The sequence below is a fragment of the Rummeliibacillus pycnus genome (assembly GCF_050459865.1).
Lineage (GTDB): Bacteria > Bacillota > Bacilli > Bacillales_A > Planococcaceae > Rummeliibacillus > Rummeliibacillus pycnus_B.
Genome location: NZ_JBCMNM010000077.1, coordinates 68,660 through 89,339, shown reverse-complemented (window position 1 = coordinate 89,339; position 20,680 = coordinate 68,660). Strand labels below are relative to the sequence as shown.

General features: G+C 35.0%; 21 protein-coding genes. All 21 read right to left on the bottom strand.

Features of this window, described 5'->3' with window-relative positions:
* Nucleotides 1-195: 195 nt before the first annotated feature.
* A complete protein-coding gene (locus tag ABE048_RS15765; RefSeq protein WP_430312223.1) occupies nt 196-1,902 on the bottom strand; it encodes a proline--tRNA ligase in 1,707 nt (568 codons plus the stop codon).
* A 40-nt stretch (nt 1,903-1,942) separates the two neighbouring features.
* A complete protein-coding gene (gene rseP / locus ABE048_RS15760; RefSeq protein ID WP_430312222.1) occupies nt 1,943-3,202 on the bottom strand; it encodes an RIP metalloprotease RseP in 1,260 nt (419 codons plus the stop codon).
* Nucleotides 3,203-3,243: 41 nt separating this feature from the next.
* Nucleotides 3,244-4,389, bottom strand: coding sequence for a 1-deoxy-D-xylulose-5-phosphate reductoisomerase (gene dxr, locus ABE048_RS15755; protein WP_430312221.1), 1,146 nt, complete (start codon nt 4,387-4,389; stop codon nt 3,244-3,246).
* 14 nt (nt 4,390-4,403) lie between these two features.
* Nucleotides 4,404-5,198, bottom strand: coding sequence for a phosphatidate cytidylyltransferase (locus tag ABE048_RS15750; RefSeq protein WP_430312220.1), 795 nt, complete (start codon nt 5,196-5,198; stop codon nt 4,404-4,406).
* Nucleotides 5,199-5,204: 6 nt separating this feature from the next.
* Nucleotides 5,205-5,990: an isoprenyl transferase gene (locus tag ABE048_RS15745; RefSeq protein WP_430312219.1), complete on the bottom strand. Its 786-nt coding sequence runs from the start codon at nt 5,988-5,990 to the stop codon at nt 5,205-5,207.
* Nucleotides 5,991-6,308: 318 nt separating this feature from the next.
* Nucleotides 6,309-6,866, bottom strand: coding sequence for a ribosome recycling factor (gene frr, locus ABE048_RS15740; RefSeq protein WP_430312218.1), 558 nt, complete (start codon nt 6,864-6,866; stop codon nt 6,309-6,311).
* Nucleotides 6,866-7,591, bottom strand: coding sequence for a UMP kinase (gene pyrH / locus ABE048_RS15735; RefSeq protein ID WP_430312217.1), 726 nt, complete (start codon nt 7,589-7,591; stop codon nt 6,866-6,868). Before pyrH ends, frr begins: the two co-directional genes overlap by 1 nt.
* 231 nt (nt 7,592-7,822) lie before the next feature.
* The gene (gene tsf / locus ABE048_RS15730) at nt 7,823-8,710 is read right to left on the bottom strand and encodes a translation elongation factor Ts (RefSeq protein ID WP_430312216.1); all 888 of its coding nucleotides are present in this window, start codon (nt 8,708-8,710) and stop codon (nt 7,823-7,825) included.
* Nucleotides 8,711-8,809: 99 nt separating this feature from the next.
* A complete protein-coding gene (gene rpsB, locus ABE048_RS15725) occupies nt 8,810-9,532 on the bottom strand; it encodes a 30S ribosomal protein S2 (RefSeq protein WP_430312215.1) in 723 nt (240 codons plus the stop codon).
* Nucleotides 9,533-9,684: 152 nt separating this feature from the next.
* Entirely contained in the window at nt 9,685-10,242 is a 558-nt protein-coding gene (locus tag ABE048_RS15720) for a hypothetical protein (RefSeq protein ID WP_430312214.1), read from the bottom strand.
* An 8-nt stretch (nt 10,243-10,250) separates the two neighbouring features.
* Complete coding sequence (locus ABE048_RS15715) at nt 10,251-10,559, bottom strand: RNA polymerase subunit sigma (RefSeq protein WP_430312213.1); 309 nt, start codon at nt 10,557-10,559, stop codon at nt 10,251-10,253.
* Between the two features lie 46 nt (nt 10,560-10,605).
* Nucleotides 10,606-11,379: a FliA/WhiG family RNA polymerase sigma factor gene (locus ABE048_RS15710; protein ID WP_430312212.1), complete on the bottom strand. Its 774-nt coding sequence runs from the start codon at nt 11,377-11,379 to the stop codon at nt 10,606-10,608.
* A gap of 89 nt (nt 11,380-11,468) precedes the next feature.
* Complete coding sequence (locus tag ABE048_RS15705) at nt 11,469-11,816, bottom strand: hypothetical protein (RefSeq protein ID WP_430312211.1); 348 nt, start codon at nt 11,814-11,816, stop codon at nt 11,469-11,471.
* A complete protein-coding gene (locus ABE048_RS15700) occupies nt 11,816-12,316 on the bottom strand; it encodes a chemotaxis protein CheD (protein WP_430312210.1) in 501 nt (166 codons plus the stop codon). Before ABE048_RS15700 ends, ABE048_RS15705 begins: the two co-directional genes overlap by 1 nt.
* Nucleotides 12,317-12,318: 2 nt before the next feature.
* Nucleotides 12,319-12,951: a chemotaxis protein CheC gene (locus ABE048_RS15695; protein ID WP_430312209.1), complete on the bottom strand. Its 633-nt coding sequence runs from the start codon at nt 12,949-12,951 to the stop codon at nt 12,319-12,321.
* Nucleotides 12,952-12,967: 16 nt separating this feature from the next.
* On the bottom strand, nt 12,968-13,414 hold the full coding sequence (locus tag ABE048_RS15690) for a chemotaxis protein CheW (protein WP_430312208.1): 447 nt from the start codon (nt 13,412-13,414) through the stop codon (nt 12,968-12,970).
* Nucleotides 13,415-13,440: 26 nt separating this feature from the next.
* A complete protein-coding gene (locus tag ABE048_RS15685; RefSeq protein WP_430312207.1) occupies nt 13,441-15,492 on the bottom strand; it encodes a chemotaxis protein CheW in 2,052 nt (683 codons plus the stop codon).
* A gap of 13 nt (nt 15,493-15,505) precedes the next feature.
* On the bottom strand, nt 15,506-16,591 hold the full coding sequence (locus ABE048_RS15680) for a protein-glutamate methylesterase/protein-glutamine glutaminase (protein ID WP_430312259.1): 1,086 nt from the start codon (nt 16,589-16,591) through the stop codon (nt 15,506-15,508).
* Nucleotides 16,592-16,642: 51 nt separating this feature from the next.
* Entirely contained in the window at nt 16,643-17,512 is an 870-nt protein-coding gene (locus ABE048_RS15675; RefSeq protein WP_430312205.1) for a MinD/ParA family protein, read from the bottom strand.
* Nucleotides 17,509-18,630: a flagellar biosynthesis protein FlhF gene (gene flhF / locus ABE048_RS15670; RefSeq protein ID WP_430312204.1), complete on the bottom strand. Its 1,122-nt coding sequence runs from the start codon at nt 18,628-18,630 to the stop codon at nt 17,509-17,511. The genes ABE048_RS15675 and flhF overlap by 4 nt, the downstream gene beginning before the upstream one ends.
* Nucleotides 18,627-20,660, bottom strand: a complete 2,034-nt coding sequence (flhA, locus tag ABE048_RS15665) for a flagellar biosynthesis protein FlhA (protein WP_430312203.1) — start codon at nt 20,658-20,660, stop codon at nt 18,627-18,629. The genes flhF and flhA overlap by 4 nt, the downstream gene beginning before the upstream one ends.
* Nucleotides 20,661-20,680 lie beyond the last annotated feature (20 nt).

Genomic DNA, 20,680 nt, shown 5'->3' with positions numbered 1-20,680 from the left:
AATACAGGAGTGTTAGGGGATTCACCCACACTTTTATATTGTTTTTATAGATAAACATACCGATATAGAACACAATTCCATTATGATTTAAATGGTTTCTTTACCCCTACATTATATTTAATAGGGTCAAATAAAGAAAGAAAAGAAAGCACAAATGTACTTTCTCTCCTTAAATGACCTAATTTTTATCGTTATTTATTCAGCGTGAAAGAAATTGTTTAAACGATCGACTAATTCTTCTTTCGCCCATTCGAATGTTTCACCTGATTGACGGAATTTAACTTCAACAATACCTTCTGAAGCTTTTTTACCAACTGTTACTCGTACTGGTAATCCGATTAAATCAGCATCTGCAAATTTAACTCCAGCGCGTTCTTTACGATCATCGTATAACACATCGTAACGATATGATTGTAGTAATTTGTATAGGTCTTCAGTTAATCCTTTTTGTGTTTCATCTTTCTCATTTACAGAGATTAAGTGAATATCATAAGGGGCAACTTGTTTTGGCCATACAAATCCGTAATTATCTTGGAATTGTTCTGCAACTGCAGCCATAACACGAGAAACACCAATACCATAGCAGCCCATGATAAATGGTTGTGTACGTCCGTTTTCATCTAAGAATGTTGCATTCATGGAATCGCTATACTTTGTTCCTAATTTAAAGACATGTCCGACCTCAATACCTTCTGCAAATTTTATTGTTCCTTTGCCATCGGGTGTTGGGTCACCAACTTGCACAAAACGTAAGTCTTCAAAACGATCAATTGCAAAATCTCTTCCTGGGTTTACGTTCATATAATGATAGCCATCTTCATTTGCTCCACTTACACCATTGCGAATTGATTTAATAGCATTATCTGCTATAACTTTCACATTCACAGGTAATTTTACAGGTCCTAGTGAACCTACATGACTATTTAATAATTCAAATATAGCATCTTCTTCTGCTAATTCCACAGATTCAGCATCTAATGCATGTTTTAGTTTAATATCATTAATTTCGTGATCACCACGAGCAAGAACGATTACTAATTCATCATCTACATTGAATACTAATGTTTTGATACATTGTTCTGGTTTAACATTTAGGAAAGTTGCCACATCATCAATTGATTTTTGATCTGGCGTTGCTACTTTTTCAAGATCCTGCATTTCTTCACTTGAATGTGTATAATCAACGTTTACTTCAGCCATTTCGATATTGGCTGCATAATCTGATTCATCGGAATAGGCAATAGTATCTTCACCGATTTCAGATAGTACCATGAATTCATGAGTATCTGTACCACCAATTGAACCAGAATCAGCAATTACTGCACGGAATTTCAAACTAAGTCGAGTGAAAATATTTGTATATGCTCTAACCATCGCTTGATATGTTTCATCTAAACTTTCTTCGTTTGCGTGGAAAGAATATGCATCTTTCATGATAAATTCACGACCACGTAATAATCCAAAGCGAGGGCGTTTTTCATCTCGGAATTTAGTTTGAATTTGATATAAAGTTAAAGGCAACTTTTTATAAGATTTTATTTCATCACGTACTAATGATGTAATGACTTCTTCATGTGTTGGTCCAAGCGCGAATTGGCGATCATGACGGTCTTTTAAACGCATTAATTCTGGACCATATGCTTCCCATCTACCTGATTCTTGCCATAATTCAGCCTGTTGTAATGAAGGCATTAATAATTCAACAGCACCTGCTTCATTCATTTCTTCACGAACGATTTGTTCGATTTTTTGAAGTACTTTTATTCCTAATGGTAAGAATGAATAAACACCACTTGTATTTTGGCGAATAAAACCTGCACGTAATAAGAGCTGATGAGACTTAACGTCTGCATCAGCGGGTATTTCGCGCAAAGTTGGGATAAATGTTTTGCTTTGTTTCATCAAAAAAACCTCACTTTGAGCTATGTTTAATTAGTGTACATTAAAAGAAGAACCGTTGTATATCATTCCAAGTTACTGCAATCATGAGAATCATTAATAATACAATCCCAACGAAATGAACCATTCCTTCTTTTTGACGATCAACTGGTTTACCACGAACAGCTTCGAATCCGAAGAATAATAAACGACCTCCGTCTAAAGCAGGTAAAGGTAGTAAGTTCATAATACCTAAATTAATACTTAAAACAGCTGCCCAGTTCATAATGTTAACAGCACCATATTTCGCCACTTCTTCAGTTGCTTTATAAATACCTACAGGGCCTGATAATGCATCAATCGAAAATCCACCTGTAATTAATGATCCGAGAATTGTAAAGATTTTAATGATCCAATGAAATGTCTCTGTAAATCCAAATGCAATTGCTTTTAATGGACCTTTTTCTACAGGACTTTGATATTGAACCCCAATTTGGCCAATTGTTTGTCCATCAATTGTCTTTTTAGTTGGTGTCACATTTAGTGTTTCATGATTACCATCACGATTAATATCTAAAGTTAATTTTTTTTCAGGACTGTTTTGAATTGCATCTGAAAGTTCTTGCCAACTATCAATCGACTTGCCATTAATTGCTTTGACAACATCACCTTTTGCCAATCCTGCTACAGCTGCTGGACTATCTTTTACAACACCTGCAATGACTGGTTCATATGTTGGCACACCTGTCATTAGTGCGATAGCAATAAATATTATCACTGAAAGGATAAAGTTAAATAGTGGACCAGCAAAAATTGTCATTGCTCGTTTGCCCACTGATTTAGAATTAAATTGACGGTCATAAGGAGCAATAATCAATTCGCTACCATTTTCTTCGATGACCGCATTGCGCGCTATATTGTAACGTACAAGCTTTTCATCTTCATCATAACCCTCAACCCATAATTCTTTTTGAAGATCTGCCTTTTCTACTTCTAAAAAGAGCATGTCTGGCAACTGCTTGTTTTGATTTAAAACGATTTTCGTTACTTCGTTTTGATCGTTCAATAGCATTCCAATTCGATACCCTGGTTGAAGTTCAACCACATCTGCATCGTCTCCTGCCATGCGGACATAGCCACCCATCGGCAATAAACGAACTGTATATAATGTTTCGCCTTTAGTGATTCCTAATATTTTAGGACCAAAGCCAATTGCAAATTCACGCACTAATATACCTGATCGTTTAGCAAAAATAAAGTGGCCTAGTTCATGGAAAAATACGATGGAACCGAATACTACGATGAATGCAATGATTGATTGCATGGAATCCCACCTTCTCAAGCTTTGTAAAATAACTTCTACTGCTATTTTATCATGGTTTGAACTGTTTTTCTCGTTTCTTTATCAACATGTAAAATAGTTTCTAAATCTGGATGTTGAATGTTCACATGATTGTTCATCATGTTTTCGATAATGTCTTCAATTTCAAGGAATTTAATTTTCTCTTGCAAAAATGCACCAACAGCTGCCTCATTTGCGGCATTCATAACTGTCAAAATTGTACCACCCATACGGCCTGCTTGGTATGCGAAATCTAAGCATCGAAAACGTTTTAGATCTACATTCTCAAAATGCAATTGACCGATTTTTGCTAAATCTAATCTTTCAGCTGTGGATCGTGGTAATCTCTCAGGATAGCTTAATGCATATTGAATTGGTGTTCGCATATCTGGTGTACCTAATTGAGCCATTATACTTGTATCATGATATTCAACCATTGAGTGAATAATGCTTTCCCGATGGATCAATACATCAATTTTGTCATATGGCATGTCATATAATACAGCTGCTTCAATTACTTCTAATCCTTTGTTCATCAAGGTAGCAGAATCAATAGTAATTTTCGCTCCCATTGACCAGTTCGGATGCTTTAAAGCTTCTTTCATCGTAACATTTTCTAATTCTTCACGTGTTAGATCTCGGAAACTACCACCTGAAGCAGTAAGGATAAGGCGAGATATAGATTTACGATTTTCCCCTTGCATGGATTGCCAAAGAGCTGAATGTTCACTATCTACTGGTAAAATAGGTGCCCCGTATTTTTTTGCTTCACTCATTACTAAGTGGCCAGCAGTTACAAGCGTTTCTTTATTGGCAATGGCAATGGCTTTTTTTTCACGTATAGCTGCTAAAGTTGCTTCAAGACCGATACTTCCTAATACTGCATTTAATAGAACGTTTGCATCTGAGAAAGTAGCTACGTCTACTAAACCTTTTGGCCCAAAAGAAAAGTCAATATGAGGAAACTCTTTAGAAAGAGATTGTGCATCTTCCTCTAATTGCACAGAAACTAATTTCGGATTGAATGTACGAATAATTTCTTTTGTTTTTTCAATGTTTTTGCCTGCTGCAAATGCAACGATTTCAAACTCATCTGCATGGTCTCTTACAATATCTAGTGTTTGCAAGCCAATGGAGCCAGTTGCTCCTAATAAGCTAATTGATTTCATTTAAAAGATCTCCCTTATCCTATGAAGTGCAAGAAATAAAGTAATGGTAAAACGAATAATAGACTATCAAAGCGGTCTAATATCCCACCATGCCCGGGTAGTATTTTCCCTGAATCCTTTACACCATAATGACGTTTAATTGCCGATTCTACTAAATCACCTAATTGACCAAATACAGAAGCTACAATCGTTACAATAATTAATGTCACATAAGATTTATCTATTTCCGCAATTAATTGGAAAATAATTGCGGAAATAATTGCTACAACGATTCCCCCAACAAAACCTTCTATTGTTTTATTTGGAGAAATTTCTGGCCAAAGTTTATTTTTGCCAAGCTTTCTACCAATGAAGTATGCTCCTGAATCCGTAGTCCATACAATAACCAATGCATAGACAACATATGCTAATCCTTCTGCTCGCGTTGTAATAAAGAAGTGGAATCCAATTCCAACATACATAGCACTTGCTAATAAAAAGCCTACATCATCGAATGTAAATTTATTTTTTACCAGTACAGTATAAATTAGCAATAAAATAGTTGCGATGAATACATATTCAATCTTTGAATAGTTTGTAACTTCATGCACAGTATTTGCCCAGTCATCAGGCATTAATATGATAAACAAGGTAAATAATGCAATGATTCCTGGTACTGAGAACAACGAGATTGTTCTCATTTTCAATATTTCATATAAACCTACTGCTGCCATTGCGTAAATCAAAATGGTAAATGGTAATTGACCATAGATGACGAATGGTATAAACAGTGCAGCGGCAATTATAGCCGTAATAATACGCTGCTTCACTTTTCCCTATTCTCCTTTCAATCCACCATAACGGCGATTGCGTTTTTGATAATCTTTGATAGCATCAAAAAAGGCATGTTCGTCAAAGTCTGGCCATAGGATTTCCGTAAACCAAAATTCTGTGTAAGCAAGTTGCCACAACATAAAATTGCTTAAACGAATTTCTCCACTCGTGCGAATTAATAAATCTGGATCAGGTAAATTAGCAGTCATAAGTTCTGAAGAAATACGCTCTTCAGTTATATCTGATACATCTAATTCTCCCACTTTAATTTGGTTGGCTATTCTTTGCATTGCAATTGCTAATTCAGTGCGACTACCATAATTCAGTGCAAAGTTAAGAACCATTCCTGTATTGTCTTTTGTTCGATCCATCGCATTTTGAACAGCTCTCTGTGTATGACCAGGCAATACATCCATTTCGCCAATCATCTTGATGCGAATATTTAGCTCCATTAACTCAGGTAAAAATGAACCTAAAAATTCTTCAGGTAAACGCATCAAAAATTCTACTTCTTTTCTTGGACGTTTCCAGTTTTCTGTTGAAAAAGCATATAACGTAATGGCTTTTACTCCGATTGCATTTGCAGCTCGTGTAATTTTACGAACGTTTTTCATTCCTTCATGATGTCCAGCAACACGAGGTAGTGCACGTTTTTTCGCCCATCTACCGTTACCATCCATAATTATTGCAATATGGGCAGGCACTTGTTCATTAGAAATCTCTGAAATTCGTTCCTGTAAATCTTGACGTTGTTTATCTGATTTTCCCCATACGAGTTTGTTTAACATTTAGAATCCTCCACTAACTTACAAATCGGAACGTATACTAATTCTATCATATCAAAAATGCGAATTATTTTCCTTATTCTTAACAAAAAAAGACGTCCCTGTACTTATAGGACGTCTAAAAAAACACAAGGTTCTAAATAATCAATTTTACCTCGACTTAATTGCGTCCAAATTTTGAATTGTGCTTGCACAATTCAAAATTTGTGACATCCGCCGGAGGTTTTAACTTCTTTCAGCGAGTTTATAGAAACTTACTGAATACAGACAAATTCTGCAATTATTGCTCAACCTATTAAGATGTCGACTTTTGCTAAAAAATTAAACAGACATAATCTCATTTTCTTTTTCTTTTGCAATTTGATCAACTTTCACAATATTTGCATCTGTAAGTTTTTGAATATCATCTGAGAAACCACGTAAATCATCTTCTGTAATTTCGCCAGTTTTTTCTAATTTTTTAAATTCATCATTAGCGTCACGGCGAACATTACGAACTACTACCTTCGCTTCTTCCGCTTCTTTTTTAACCTGTTTAACTAGTTCTTTACGACGTTCCTCTGTTAATGCGGGAATTGTCAAACGAATAACATTACCATCATTTGTTGGTGTAATACCAATATCTGATTTTAATAATGCTTTTTCAATATCACCAAGAACTGTTTTATCATAAGGTTGAATAACCAATAGTCGTGCTTCAGGAATTGATACACCAGCTAATTGATTAATAGGTGTTTGTGCACCATAATAATCAACATTTACATGATCTAATAATGAAGCATTTGCACGACCTGCACGTATAGTTGCTAATGCACGAGTAAATGCTTGAATCGATTTTGTCATTTTTTCTTCAGCTTTTACCATAACTTCTTTTGACATTATGAATTCCTCCTAACTACTGTTCCGATTGTTTCACCTAAAACTGCGCGTTTAATATTACCATTCTCAGTAATAGAGAACACGATTAATGGAATATCATTATCCATACATAAAGTGGATGCTGTTGAGTCCATTACTTGCAATCCTTGTTGAATTACTTCTAAGTATGTTAGATTATCATATTTTACTGCATCTGCATTTGTTTTTGGATCTGCAGAGTATACGCCATCTACGTTATTTTTAGCCATTAAAATGACATCTGCATTGATTTCAGCTGCACGTAAAGCTGCTGTTGTGTCTGTAGAGAAATATGGGTTACCTGTTCCAGCAGCAAAAATAACAACACGTTTTTTCTCTAAGTGGCGAACAGCTTTTCTACGGATATAAGGTTCTGCTACTTGTGTCATAACAATAGATGACTGAACACGTGTTGGAACACCAAGATTTTCGAGTGAGTCTTGAAGTGCTAATGCATTCATAACAGTTGCTAGCATACCCATGTAATCAGCATTTGCACGTTCCATGCCCATTTCAGCACCAATTTTCCCTCTCCAAATGTTACCGCCACCGACTACTAGGGCAACTTCAACCCCTAGATCAATAACCTCTTTTACTTGTTCTGCTACTGATTTAACAATTTTAGGTGATAAGCCAAAGCCTTCTTCTCCAGCAAGTGCTTCTCCACTTAGTTTAATGACTACTCTTTTGTACTGTGGCATACTCATTGGAACCTCCATCATGCTTTTTTTCTTTGGTTTTGATAATCCTGTTGATCCTGTTGACGTTTCATAAGTTGCGCTACACTCAAATGGCTTTCCCTAGGAGTTGCCACCTTACGCTCTAGTATAATGCAAAAAAATATCAACATGTCATATAACAAAGCCTTATCTTTAAAAAGAGGGAACACGATAAGCTGTGCTCCCTACTTTTAACGTAATTATTTAATAAAATTAGTATTAGTTACCTTTAACTTGGCTCATTACTTCTTCAGCGAAGTTATCTTCACGTTTTTCGATACCTTCACCAACTTCGTAACGTACGAATGAAGTTAAAGTACCTCCAACAGATTTTACAAAATCGCCAACTTTTTGGTCTGGGTTTTTAACAAATGCTTGATCAAGAACACAGATTTCTTCGAAGTATTTACGTAAACGACCTTCAACCATTTTAGCAACGATGTTTTCTGGTTTACCTTCGTTAAGAGCTTGTTCAGTTAATATTTTGCGTTCGTGAGCAGTTTCTTCTTCAGAAACTTGGTCATGTGCAATATATTTAGGATTTAATGCAGCAATGTGCATTGCAACGTCTTTAGCTGCAGATTCATCAGTTGTACCTTCAACTACTGCTAATACACCAATGCGTCCACCCATGTGTAGGTAAGCACCGAATGCATCTGCATCAGTTTTAGTAGCTACTGTAAAACGACGAAGAGTGATTTTTTCACCAATTGTAGCGATTGCTGAAGAAATATGGTCAGCAACTTTCGCACCGTTTTCCATAGTAGTTTCTAAAGCATCTTCAACTGTTGCTGGTTTAACAGCTAATAAGTGATCAGCTAATTCTTTAACTAAAGTTTTGAATCCTTCGTTTTTAGCAACGAAGTCAGTTTCAGCATTAACTTCTAGAAGTACAGCGTCATTACCTTTAACTTCAATAGAAGTAGTACCTTCAGCAGCTACACGGTCTGCTTTTTTAGCAGCAGATGATAAACCTTTTTCACGTAGGAAATCGATTGCTGCTTCCATATCTCCATCAACTTGTACTAATGCTTTCTTACAATCCATCATACCAGCACCAGTTTTTTCACGTAATTCTTTAACCATTTTTGCAGTTACTTCTGCCATTGATAGTTCCTCCTTATAAAATCATATGAAATTATTATTATTCTCAAAAAAAGGTGATAAGAGGGTTTAGCCGCTTATCACCTGTTTTCTAATCAGAAATTACTCAGCTGCAACCTCTTCAGCTGGAACTGCTTCTTCTTCACCTTGTTTAGATTCGATTAAAGCATCAGCCATTTTTGCAGTGATTAATTTAACTGCGCGGATTGCGTCATCATTTGAAGGAATAACGTAATCGATTTCGTCAGGATCACAGTTAGTATCAACCATTGCTACTAAAGGAATGTTTAGTTTGCGAGCTTCTGCTACAGCAATACGTTCTTTGCGTGGGTCTACTACGAACATTACGTCTGGTAGATCATGCATATCACGGATACCGCCTAAGAATTTAACAAGACGTTCGTGTTGTTTTTTAAGTTGAACAACTTCTTTTTTAGGTAGAACTTCAAAAGTTCCATCTTCTTCCATTCTTTCGATATCTTTCATACGTTTTACACGTTTTTGAATAGTACCGAAGTTTGTAAGAGTACCACCTAACCAACGTTGGTTGATGTAGTAGTTACCTGAACGTTCAGCTTCATCTTTAATAGCTTCTTGAGCTTGTTTTTTAGTACCAACAAAAAGAACTTTACCACCATCTTGGCCAACTTGGCGCATGAAGTCGTAAGCTTCTTCTAATTTTTTAACTGTTTTTTGTAAATCGATAATGTAGATACCGTTACGTTCAACAAAAATGAATTTTTTCATTTTTGGGTTCCAACGGCGAGTTTGGTGACCGAAATGTACACCAGCTTCTAGTAATTGTTTCATTGAAATTACTGACATGTGTATTTCCTCCTGATATGGTTTTTTTGCCCTCCGTATTCATCATCTGTAGGAGCAACTCAAATATGAGCACCTTCTCCTTGCATCAGAATACGTGTGTAATGTAACACCAATTGATAATATATCACACCGTCTTGTCCTCTGCAACCTTTTTAGTGTTGGAATTTCAGTAATAATTCAATTTCTGTTTTTCCTTTTTGCAGCATTCTTGCAATTTCATCAATAGTTTTTCCATTTTGATACAATTCTTGGATTTGTTCCTCCATTGTTAATTTCTTTTCTGGATGAACTACTTGATCCATTTCGTCTTTAAAGGATACCTTTTGTACGGTTGTAGAAGCTGTCGGAGTAGAATTATTTTGATATGCCTTAGCTACGACATGTCTCGGCATATTAAAAGTTGTTGCAACTTCTTCTTTTTCAGAAGATAGTACGCTTTCTATTTTTTCATTCTTTTCTATAGTAAGCTTACTCTCATTTTCATCATTTTTTCTATTTTTATTCATCATTGTTAATTCTTTGATTAAACGATTATTTTCATCACGCATTTCTGCTAAATAAGCACCAACTGCATTATCCATTTCATCCTTTAAACGTTCTTGACTTTTTTCAATATCTTTTAGTCTAGAAATTTTCGTATAAAGTAAAATGATGAAGTAAAAGCTTAATATTTGTGCAATAAATAAAAACACTAAAACCGTTCCTACCATTATGACTCCTATCCGCTAAAATCTATAAAGTGTCCTTTAAAAGGATGTTGAACCTGTTCAAGTGCGGAAGATTTATGTTGTTGTTTCTTTTTTTGTCCATGTTTTTTTTCTTTTCTATCGGATGGATCATCTTCGCTAATTTGAGCAGATTTATCAGATTCTAAAACAGCTGTTCTATTTCGTTCAATTTGTTTTTGTAATGATTGATTAGCTAATTCTTGCCCTGTATTTACTTGTTGCTGTGCTTGTTCCGCTACTTTACCTGCTTCAAAAGTTTTAGGCAATGCTATTTGTAATTCTACGCCTTTTAAGCTCATACATTAGGACTCCTATGCAGGGATATGGAACTTCTACTCAAAGAAGTTATACGTTTTGCATCTCGGCTGATAATAAATTACGTAATTTAAACAGTGCTTTTGAATGTATTTGAGATATTCGCGATGTGGATAGATGTAGCATATCTCCTATTTCAGTAAGGGTTAACTCTTCTGAATAAAATAAACTCAATACTTGTTGTTCTTTTTCATTTAACTTCATTATGTTTTTAGCTAAATCTTCTATTAATTCTGTTCGAACAATCTCTTGCTCCGGTGTTCGTAAATGATCATCTCTAATGACAAATGTCTTAACCTCTGAATCATCTTGATCTGAAGAATGCTCGTCCATCGATAATATGTTAGAAATAAAGTGTTCTTGCATTGTTTGATATACTTCATCTACACTAATGTTTAATTCATTTGCTACTTCTTCTGGTGTAACATGTCGTTGTAATTGTTGCTCCATCGCTTCAATTTGTGATTCTAGTTTTTTTGATTTTTCCCTAGCAGATCGTGGCAACCAATCTTCCTTTCTTAGTCCATCAATTATTGCACCACGGACTCGGAAAGATGCGTATGTATCAAATTTCAAGTCTCTGGATAAATCAAATTTGTTAAGTGCGTCGAATAATCCCATCATGCCAAGGCTTGTCAATTCATCTCTCGATACATTCTTGGGTAAACCCGTACTAATTCGTTGTACATGGTAAGAGACGAGTGGAGTATATTTTTTTATTAACAAATCTCCTGCACGAGGATCACGTTCAGCTACCCAGCTTTGCCAAAGCTTTTGTTCTTCATTTGACGTTGGTTGCATCATCGAATCCTCCTCGTTGTCTTTCTAAATTTCATGTATATTATATCAAATCTTTACTAATAAAGGGAGCCAAATTGAGCTCCCTTTCGAAATTATTCGTCATTTAACATCATTGTTTTGACAGCTTTCGCTAATTCTTCTGCTTGATCCACATTAGGGATTTCAGAAGAATTTTTTTCCAAAGAATCTTGTTCTTCCATTTCCAAGTTAGATTTCAAATTATTTTCTTCATCATTTGTTGACTCGTCGGCTGAAGATGAGTACATAACAAAAGCAATTAAAAAACGAACCAAATATGTTAATAAAAACACAATGATGGCTACAACGAATGAATGAATAATAATAGTCGTTGGTGTTTCTAATGATTGGAATGTCATTAAAAAATAAATTGTAAAAGCTATCACAGCCGCCCAACAATTGGATAAGAATGAGCCTACCATTATATTTCTTTCACTCCTTGATTTACTGTACGAATATGTAATAAGGACGTAGTAGTGTCAAATTCAATTGTTCGACCACTACTTCCCCCAATATCTTCTGCAATTATTGGAATTGATAACATCTTTAGTTGTTCTTTCACTGCTTCTACATTTCTAGGTCCAATACGCATCGAATCTCGATTTGCTGTGAATTGAAACATTTGAGCTCCACCTGCAATCTTAGCTTTTAATTTAAATGAATGGACGCCTTCTCTTTTCAGCTGTTCCACCATAGCAGGTATACCTGTATCTGCAAACTTCGCTACATTGATTGATCCACCACGACCTAATTTTGAATCTGGTAACATGACATGAACTAAACCCGCAATTGCTTTTGATTCATCATAAAGTACTACTCCTACACATGATCCTAAACCTGAGGTTCTTATTGTATTTGGCGATTTGGCAATATCCATTTGAGCAATGCCAACTTTTACAACCGTGCTCATACTCGCAATCATTTTTACGAAACCCCTAAAGATCTGAAAATTGTATCAAACGAGTCAGGATCAGGTAGTAAAAAGAAATGACCGCGTACTGTTTCAGAATCACCCATATGTTCTTCAAAAATCGTAGTATCAATAACTATTACATGATCACCTATTTGCGAAAGTTCAACAAGACCAAAGCTGATAATTGCACCAAACATATCAACAGTTAATGCAGGTGGAGTAGGATAAATTTTCAGGCCAGTAAAATCGGATAACGCAGATAAATAGGAACCAGATAATATATTCCCTAGTTCCTGCATAGCAGATAGTCCTAATTCAGAAACTGGTGGATTTCTAAAATCAAACGAATCATCATGGATTAATTTTTTGATAAAGTGGTTTGCTTGTTCCACTGGAAGGATAAAAAACATCCCACCTTCTGCATCACCTTCGATACGTAGATAAATACCTGCAACAACACTTTCAGCCCCCCCAGCAAATTCCATCATCTCGTTAAATGAGACCATTTCAACTTTTGGGACGCGCATATCGATCTTTGTATTTAGTAAATCTGAAAGGGCTGTAGCAGCGTGAGCAGCCCCTATATTTCCGATTTCCTTTAAAACATCTAAGTGTAAAGACGTAATCTCATTATAAAATGTCATTAGAATTGACCTTCCCTTATTTTAAGGTATTAAGTACTTTCTCTAAATTCAATAATATTAAAAGTCTTTTATCTACTTTTGCAACACCTGAAATAAATTCTTCTTCATAATTACCAACTACTTCAGGTTGTGGTTCAATCGCTTCTTTTGGAATATCAAGCACATCATTAGCGGCATCGACGATAAAGCCTACTTCCATTTCATCTAATGAAATAATAATAATTCGTGTATTTTCATTTTCTACTGATGAGTTCACGTTAAAACGGTCACGAAGATCGATAATAGGTGTCACGACTCCGCGAAGATTTATTACACCTTTAACGTATTCAGGAGTTTTCGGTACACGTGTAATATGCATTGTTTTTTCAATTCCTTGAACTTGGTTTACAGGAATTGCATACTCTTTGTCACCTAATTGAAATACAATTACTTTTACACTTTCTACATCAAGTGAATTTGCCACTATGGACACCTCTTTCTATAAGTGCGTTATTTAATAAGTGAATTACAGTCGACAATTAATGCTACTTTACCATTTCCAAGAATAGTAGCACCTGAAATTGCAAAAACATTTGTTAAATAATTACCTAATGATTTTAAGACGATTTCTTGTTGTCCAATAAATGAATCGACTACTAAACCAGCCATTTTTTCACCTTTACGTACAAGAACTACTGAATGGAACTCATTATCTTTTGATTCTTCTCGAGGTACTTCAAAAATTTCCTCTAGGAATACTAGTGGAACAACTTTACCACGGAAATCAATTACTTTTTGATTATGAGCATTCATGATATCAGAATTACGTATAATTGATGTTTCAATAATTGATGATAATGGAATTGCATAGATTTCTTTCTCTATTTCTACTAACATGACAGAAATAATCGATAGAGTAAGTGGTAATTGAATAGAGAATAAGGAACCTCTACCTTCTGTAGAATCTATTGTTATATTGCCACCCAAAGATTCAATTGTCGATTTGACAACGTCAAGTCCTACACCACGTCCAGAAATATCAGAAATTACATCAGCTGTTGAGAAACCTGATGCCAATATGAGTTCATTTACTTGATTATCAGTCATTGAACTACCAACTTCTGGAGATACAATTCCTCTTGAAATAGCTTTTTCTAATACTTTTTCACGATTAATTCCAGCACCATCGTCTTCTAACTCGATAAATACATGGTTACCACTATGATAAGCACGTAGTACTACTTTACCTTCTTCAGGTTTACCAGCTGCTTTACGTACTTCTGGGCTTTCGACACCATGATCAAGTGCGTTACGAATAAGATGTACAAGCGGATCTCCTAATTCATCGATTACTGTACGATCTAATTCGGTTTCTGCTCCGATAATTTCCAAATCTACTTTCTTGTGTAAATCTCGAGTTAATTGACGTACCATTTTTGGGAAACGATTGAAAACTGTTTCAACAGGTACCATACGCATTGTTAAAATAATATTTTGTAAATCACCTGAAATACGCGACATTCTTTCTACTGTTTCATTTAATTCACTATGATTCAATTCTGTAGCAATAGATTGTAATCGACCGCGATCAATGACAAGTTCTTCAAAAAGATTCATTAATATATCTAGGCGCTCAATATTAACACGAATAGTTTTACTGTTAGCATGAGTAGGTTTTTTTTCAGTTTCCTTTTTAGGTGCTGTCTTTGTTGATGCTTGCAGAGTTGAATTTTGTGCAACTTGTTGAGTAGGTGCTTCTTCTGCTACAGTCACAGCAGTTTCTTTTTTTACAATCGCATAATAATCTATTGGCGTAACAGTTATTTTTTCTACTTCAGATACTTTTAATAATTTTTTTTGTACATCAGTTGCTGAATCTTTTGTTACGACTGCTACAAAGAAATCGTTATCGAATTGCTCTTCTTCTAGTCTTTCAACAGATGGTGAGGACTTAATAACATCCCCTATTTTTTCTAAAATATCAAACACCATAAATACACGTGCAGCTTTTAATAAACAATCTTCACGTAAATGTACAGCGATTTCGTAAGTATTGAAATCTTGTTCATGCGACTGTTGAATAACAGTTAATTCAAATTCATCATATTGTAATGCTTCGGCACTAGAAACAGCAGAATTTGCTAGCACTTCTTCCGCATCGATTTCTGCTCCATTAATTGGTTCACCATTTTCAATTTGTTTTAATTTGGCAACAGTAGCTGATACATCATGTTTACCATCTCCACCATTAGCAATATCATCAATCATCGCTTCTAAATGGTCGACAGATTCAAACACTACATCTAATATCTCTGGAGTTACAGATATTTTTTCATTTCGAATCGCATCCAATACGTTTTCCATTTTATGCGTTAAATCGGCTAAATCTTCAAATCCCATTGTCGCTGACATACCCTTTAATGTATGCGCATTGCGGAATATTTCGTTGACAATTGCTAAATCATGAGGATTTTGTTCTAATGCTAATAAATTTTCATTACATGATTGAAGATGTTCTTTACTTTCATCTATAAAAACCTCTAAATATTGGTTTGTATCCATAAAAAGCCCTCCTTTAAGGTAAATATTTCATAATAATATTTGAAATATCATCAACATCTGCAACTTCGTCAACTAAACCTGTGGCGTAAGCAGATTTTGGCATTCCATAAACAACACATGTCTCTGCGGATTCAGATATAGCAATAACATTTCCTTTGTTTTTTAAAGCTTGTAATCCTTTTGCTCCATCTGAACCCATGCCCGTCATAATTACTGCGATTTTATCAAAATCATTGTAATTGCTAATATCTTCAAACATTACATCTACAGAAGGCCTATGCCCTCCACGTGGTGGTTCTGATTTATCTAATTCAATACCATAAGACATGCCTATTTTTCGAATATGTAGATGAAAATCTCCTGGCGCAATATAAGCTACTCCAGCTTGCAAAATATCTCCTTGCTCTGCTTCTTTTACGGTAATTTTGGACAGTTGATCTAGTCGATTGGCCAATGATTTCGTAAATCCAGCTGGCATATGTTGTACAATAAGTATTGGTGCTGGAATATTTTGAGGCAATCGAGTAATAACTTCCTGCAATGCCCTAGGGCCACCTGTTGAAGTACCTATGAGCACTATTTTCTTAGAATGTGAGTCCCATTTAACAGAATGTTTAACATTTACTTCTCGTAAATTATTTTCCACGATATGAGCGTTGTTAGAAATAGTAGATACTTTTTCTATTGGACTAGTTGTCCTTCCCACATCCATATGTGCTGCATGTCGTAATTTAGATACATGCACTGTCGCCGCATTTTCTACAATTCGAATTAAATCAGATTGTATCTTTTGTAAATCTAATGAAATGGGGCCGCTAGGTTTTGTGATAAAATCAACGGCTCCACTTGCCATTGCTTCTAATGTAATCTTCGCCCCACTTTTTGTTGTGCTTGACAACATGACAACAGGAACAGGACATTCTTTCATTATCACTTTTAGCGATTCAAGGCCGTTCATCTCTGGCATTTCTACATCCATCGTTACAACATCCGGTTTGAGCATTTGAATTTTCTTTATTGCATCCTTACCGTTACGAGCTGTACCGATTACTTTTATACTAGGGTGGTCCACAAAGAAATCAGAAATCATTTTTCTCATAAAAGCTGAGTCATCAACGATTAATAGTTTTTTCGGCTGGGTAATAGACAACTAATCACTTCCTTTTGAAAACATACTTCTTAATTTAGAAATAAACTTATTTTTTTGATTTGGAACAATTACTTCTTCCATATTCCCTTCAATAAATCTATAAGTTATTTCTCTCAATGTCTTAGTGATAGGAGCATTAGGATATAATATCGAAAATGGCACTTGTTTTTTTACTGCTTGATAAACTAGTTTATCTTCTGGTAATGAACCTAATATTTTTACATCCTTTGACAAAAATCGAGACATTGTTTGTTTCAATCTATTCAATGTATCGGTACCTTCTTCGCTAGTTAAAACTCTATTACAAAGTAAATAAAAGTTTTTTTCTCTATCCTTGTAATGGATATATTTCATCATTGAATAGGCATCCGTTACAGAAGTAGGTTCTGTAGTTGAAACAACTATTATATCGTCTACGGCAACTAGTAAATCAAGTGACCAATTTGTGGCACCCGCTCCCATATCAAATAAAATATAATCATAATTTTTTTGTAAATTTTCAAAAGCAGTAAGTAGACGGGTAAACATTAAATTAGACCATTCTAATAGTCCTGCAAGACCAGTACCACCTGAAATATAATGCAAACCATTGGGTCCCTCAAAAATCACTTCTGGCAGTGAGACATCTCCTTGTAAATAATCTTTCAGACTATTTCTAGAACTTTTGCCTAATAAGATGTGAATATTTCCCATTCCAATATCCATATCAACAATAATGACTTTTTTACCATAAGCTGCTAACATATTAGAAAAATTTGTTGTAAAGTTACTTTTCCCAACTCCGCCTTTACCACTAACAATAGCAATCGATTTACCCATACTGATACTTTGTTGCATCTTTAATCTTAATGTTTCAGCCTGATCTCTCATATGTTATCTCCCTGAAAAAGCAAATCTATCATATTTTTCATAGAAGCTTCTTCAATATCTTCTGGTACTTCTTGACCATTTGTATAGTAAGCAAGTCCCTTCTTATATTTAACCATTAAATTGATCATTGAGCCAATAGTATTTGTTTCATCTAACTTAGTAAATATCAACTTTTTCACTGGAAATGCTAAAAATTGTTCAATTATTGTTGCCATATCGCGTTCTTTTGCTGTCAAAGACAGAACTAAATAATTTTCTACATTTTTTTCAACATCTATTAATTGTTGAAGGTCTTTAATATATTTTGCTTCTTTATAATTTCTCCCAGCCGTATCAATAAAAATCAAATCTAAATGTTCAAATTTACGTAAAGCTTTTTCATAGTCATCCCTACTATATACAATTTCTACTGGTGCTTGTAATAAATTTGCATACGTTTTAAGCTGCTCAATTGCTGCTATTCGGTATGTATCTGTTGTGATAAAACCTATTTTCTTTTTCTCTTGCAATACTGCTCTTGCAGCCATTTTGGCAATGGTGGTTGTTTTACCTACTCCTGTTGGGCCTAGTACATTAATATATTTTTTATCATATGAAATGCCGCCAAAAGGCAATTCCCTCAATATACTTAATATATGCTTTTTTGCTAATTCTTGAAGTTCATTTTGAGATAGGTCATTTTTACTGTTTTTTACAACCGTAAAGAGCCCATCACCTATTTGTGTGATGAGCTCGTGATTAATCTCTTGCTGTTCTAATTTTTCAATGATGTCAGCTAGTTCATCTGGATATTGTACACTAGCAGATCGACGCTTCATCGATTCCATCATTGTCTTTAAATCTGCGAGCTCTTTTTTGATTGTTTCTGTTTGTTTTTCGGTAGTTTCTGATTCTATAATTATGGGTTGTTGTATAGTTCTAGGAGAAATCATTGTTTCTTTTTGATTTTTGCGTTCAATCCCCGCAACAACTTCATAGCTTTTCTTTTTGAACATACCTAAGAAACCTTTTGAATATACCACTTTCGAACTTGCAATAATTGCATCATCACCTAAATCTACTTGTACTTTTTTCATCGCTGCAGCCATAGATGATGCTATATATTTTTTCATTTTCATTCAACGTTCACCACCCCAACACTTTGAATCTCAATTGATGATTCCAACTCATTATACGAAAGAATTGGAATTTGAGGGAAGTATCTTTCAGTCAATTGTCGTAAATACATACGTACTGCAGGAGAACATAGAATGACTGGTGATTGTTCAAAGAATGCAATACGCTCTACTTCTTTTGCAATTGATTCTAAAATTGCTTGTGAATCACTTGGATCCATTGCTAAATAATTTCCGTGATCTGTTTGTTGTATACTATCAGCAAGTATTTTTTCAACTTTTGCAGAAACAGTTAATACTTTCAACTCTGTTTGACCACTAGCATATTGTGTTGTAATTTGACGTGCTAGAGATTGTCGAACATATTCAGTTAAGACATCAACATCAGATGTTAACTTCGAATAATCTGCTAATGTTTCGAAAATAACAGGTAGATTTCGAACAGATACATTTTCTTCAAGCAATTTTGCTAATACTTTTTGAATTTCACCAATGGATAGTGGTGTAGGTGTCAACTCGTCTACTAAAATTGGTGCAGTTTCTCGTAAGTGATCGATTAATTGTTTTGTTTCTTGACGTCCTAAAAGCTCTGAAGCATTTGCTCTAATGATTTCTGTTAAATGTGTTGAAACGACACTCGGCGGATCAACAACCGTATAACCAAGCATTTCTGCTTCTTCTTTTACTTGCTCTGTAATCCATTTTGCTGGTAAACCGAAGGATGGCTCTACTGTATCGATTCCTTCTATCGAATCATCATCTCCAGGACTCATTGCTAAATAATGATCTAACAATAATTCACCGCGTGCTAATTCATTTCCCTTTATCTTAATGCGATATTCATTTGGTTGCAGCTGAATGTTATCTCGAATACGAACAACTGGAATCACAATCCCTAATTCAAGAGCTAATTGGCGGCGAATCATGACAACGCGGTCAAGTAAATCTCCACCTTGTGAAGCATCAACTAGTGGAATCAAGCCATAACCAAATTCAAATTCAATTGGATCCACATTCAATAAATTGACAACATTTTCTGGACTCTTCAAATTATCAGTTGTTTCAACTTCTTCAATTTGTTCAAGCTCTTCAATGTTCTCTTTCTTAGAATGGCTTATTCGATATGCAACAAGTGCTAGTACCCCTGCAATTGGAACTGTATAAATAAATTTAATTGGTGTCACAATTCCTAGGATAAATATCGTACCAGCTGCTATGTAAATTAATGTTGGATTTGCTAATAGCTGACCTGTGATATCTTTACTTAAGTTACCATCAGATGCAGCACGAGTTACCACAATACCTGTAGCTGTAGAAATAAGTAATGCCGGAATTTGTGATACTAATCCATCACCAACAGTCAGAGTAGTAAATAAATGCACAGCATCTGAAAATCCCATATCCATTTGCACTATTCCAATGACTAAACCAATGATTAAGTTGATTAATACAATAATAATCGCTGCAATAGCATCACCTTTTACGAATTTCGTAGCACCATCCATAGATCCGTAAAAGTCTGCTTCATTACTAACTTTTTCTCGTCGTTCTCTAGCTTCTGATTCAGAAATCAGGCCAGCATTTAAATCTGCATCAATCGCCATTTGTTTCCCAGGCATCGCATCTAGCGTGAACCGTGCAGCAACTTCAGATACACGTTCAGCACCTTTTGTAATTACGATAAATTGGATAATAACTAAAATGACGAATACAACTAAACCAACTAGTACATTACCTCCAACAACGAAGGTACCGAAAGTCTCAACAACATTTCCAGCATCTCCGCCTGTTAATATTGCTCGAGTAGTCGAAACGTTTAGACCTAAACGGAACAATGTTAATAATAGTAAGAGGGATGGGAAAATTGAAAACTCTAATGCTTCTTTCATGTTCATCGTTGTTAACAATACAAGAAGCGCTAGCGTAATATTAATGATGATTAAAAAGCTTAACAGCCATGGCGGTAAAGGGATGATGAGCATTGCTACTATCATTATTACTGCAGCTAATACTCCTATGTCGCGAAATTTCATGTTTGTCCCTCCCGGTTTAA

What these genes read in the sequence shown, in the direction of transcription:
- rseP (WP_430312222.1), bottom strand. Translation starts at nt 3,202, where the DNA reads ATGCAATCAATCATTGCATTCATCGTAGTATTCGGTTCCATCGTATTT.
- ABE048_RS15705 (WP_430312211.1), bottom strand. Translation starts at nt 11,816, where the DNA reads ATGGTAGGCTCATTCTTATCCAATTGTTGGGCGGCTGTGATAGCTTTT.
- pyrH (WP_430312217.1), bottom strand. Translation starts at nt 7,591, where the DNA reads ATGAGTATGCCACAGTACAAAAGAGTAGTCATTAAACTAAGTGGAGAA.
- ABE048_RS15745 (WP_430312219.1), bottom strand. Translation starts at nt 5,990, where the DNA reads ATGTTAAACAAACTCGTATGGGGAAAATCAGATAAACAACGTCAAGAT.
- flhA (WP_430312203.1), bottom strand. Translation starts at nt 20,660, where the DNA reads ATGAAATTTCGCGACATAGGAGTATTAGCTGCAGTAATAATGATAGTA.
- rpsB (WP_430312215.1), bottom strand. Translation starts at nt 9,532, where the DNA reads ATGTCAGTAATTTCAATGAAACAATTACTAGAAGCTGGTGTACATTTC.
- ABE048_RS15710 (WP_430312212.1), bottom strand. Translation starts at nt 11,379, where the DNA reads ATGATGCAACCAACGTCAAATGAAGAACAAAAGCTTTGGCAAAGCTGG.
- flhF (WP_430312204.1), bottom strand. Translation starts at nt 18,630, where the DNA reads ATGAAAATGAAAAAATATATAGCATCATCTATGGCTGCAGCGATGAAA.
- frr (WP_430312218.1), bottom strand. Translation starts at nt 6,866, where the DNA reads ATGTCAAAAGAAGTTATGGTAAAAGCTGAAGAAAAAATGACAAAATCG.
- ABE048_RS15700 (WP_430312210.1), bottom strand. Translation starts at nt 12,316, where the DNA reads ATGATTGCGAGTATGAGCACGGTTGTAAAAGTTGGCATTGCTCAAATG.
- ABE048_RS15720 (WP_430312214.1), bottom strand. Translation starts at nt 10,242, where the DNA reads ATGGTAGGAACGGTTTTAGTGTTTTTATTTATTGCACAAATATTAAGC.
- ABE048_RS15675 (WP_430312205.1), bottom strand. Translation starts at nt 17,512, where the DNA reads ATGAGAGATCAGGCTGAAACATTAAGATTAAAGATGCAACAAAGTATC.
- ABE048_RS15680 (WP_430312259.1), bottom strand. Translation starts at nt 16,591, where the DNA reads ATGAGAAAAATGATTTCTGATTTCTTTGTGGACCACCCTAGTATAAAA.
- tsf (WP_430312216.1), bottom strand. Translation starts at nt 8,710, where the DNA reads ATGGCAGAAGTAACTGCAAAAATGGTTAAAGAATTACGTGAAAAAACT.
- ABE048_RS15765 (WP_430312223.1), bottom strand. Translation starts at nt 1,902, where the DNA reads ATGAAACAAAGCAAAACATTTATCCCAACTTTGCGCGAAATACCCGCT.
- ABE048_RS15695 (WP_430312209.1), bottom strand. Translation starts at nt 12,951, where the DNA reads ATGACATTTTATAATGAGATTACGTCTTTACACTTAGATGTTTTAAAG.
- dxr (WP_430312221.1), bottom strand. Translation starts at nt 4,389, where the DNA reads ATGAAATCAATTAGCTTATTAGGAGCAACTGGCTCCATTGGCTTGCAA.
- ABE048_RS15685 (WP_430312207.1), bottom strand. Translation starts at nt 15,492, where the DNA reads ATGGATACAAACCAATATTTAGAGGTTTTTATAGATGAAAGTAAAGAA.
- ABE048_RS15715 (WP_430312213.1), bottom strand. Translation starts at nt 10,559, where the DNA reads ATGAGCTTAAAAGGCGTAGAATTACAAATAGCATTGCCTAAAACTTTT.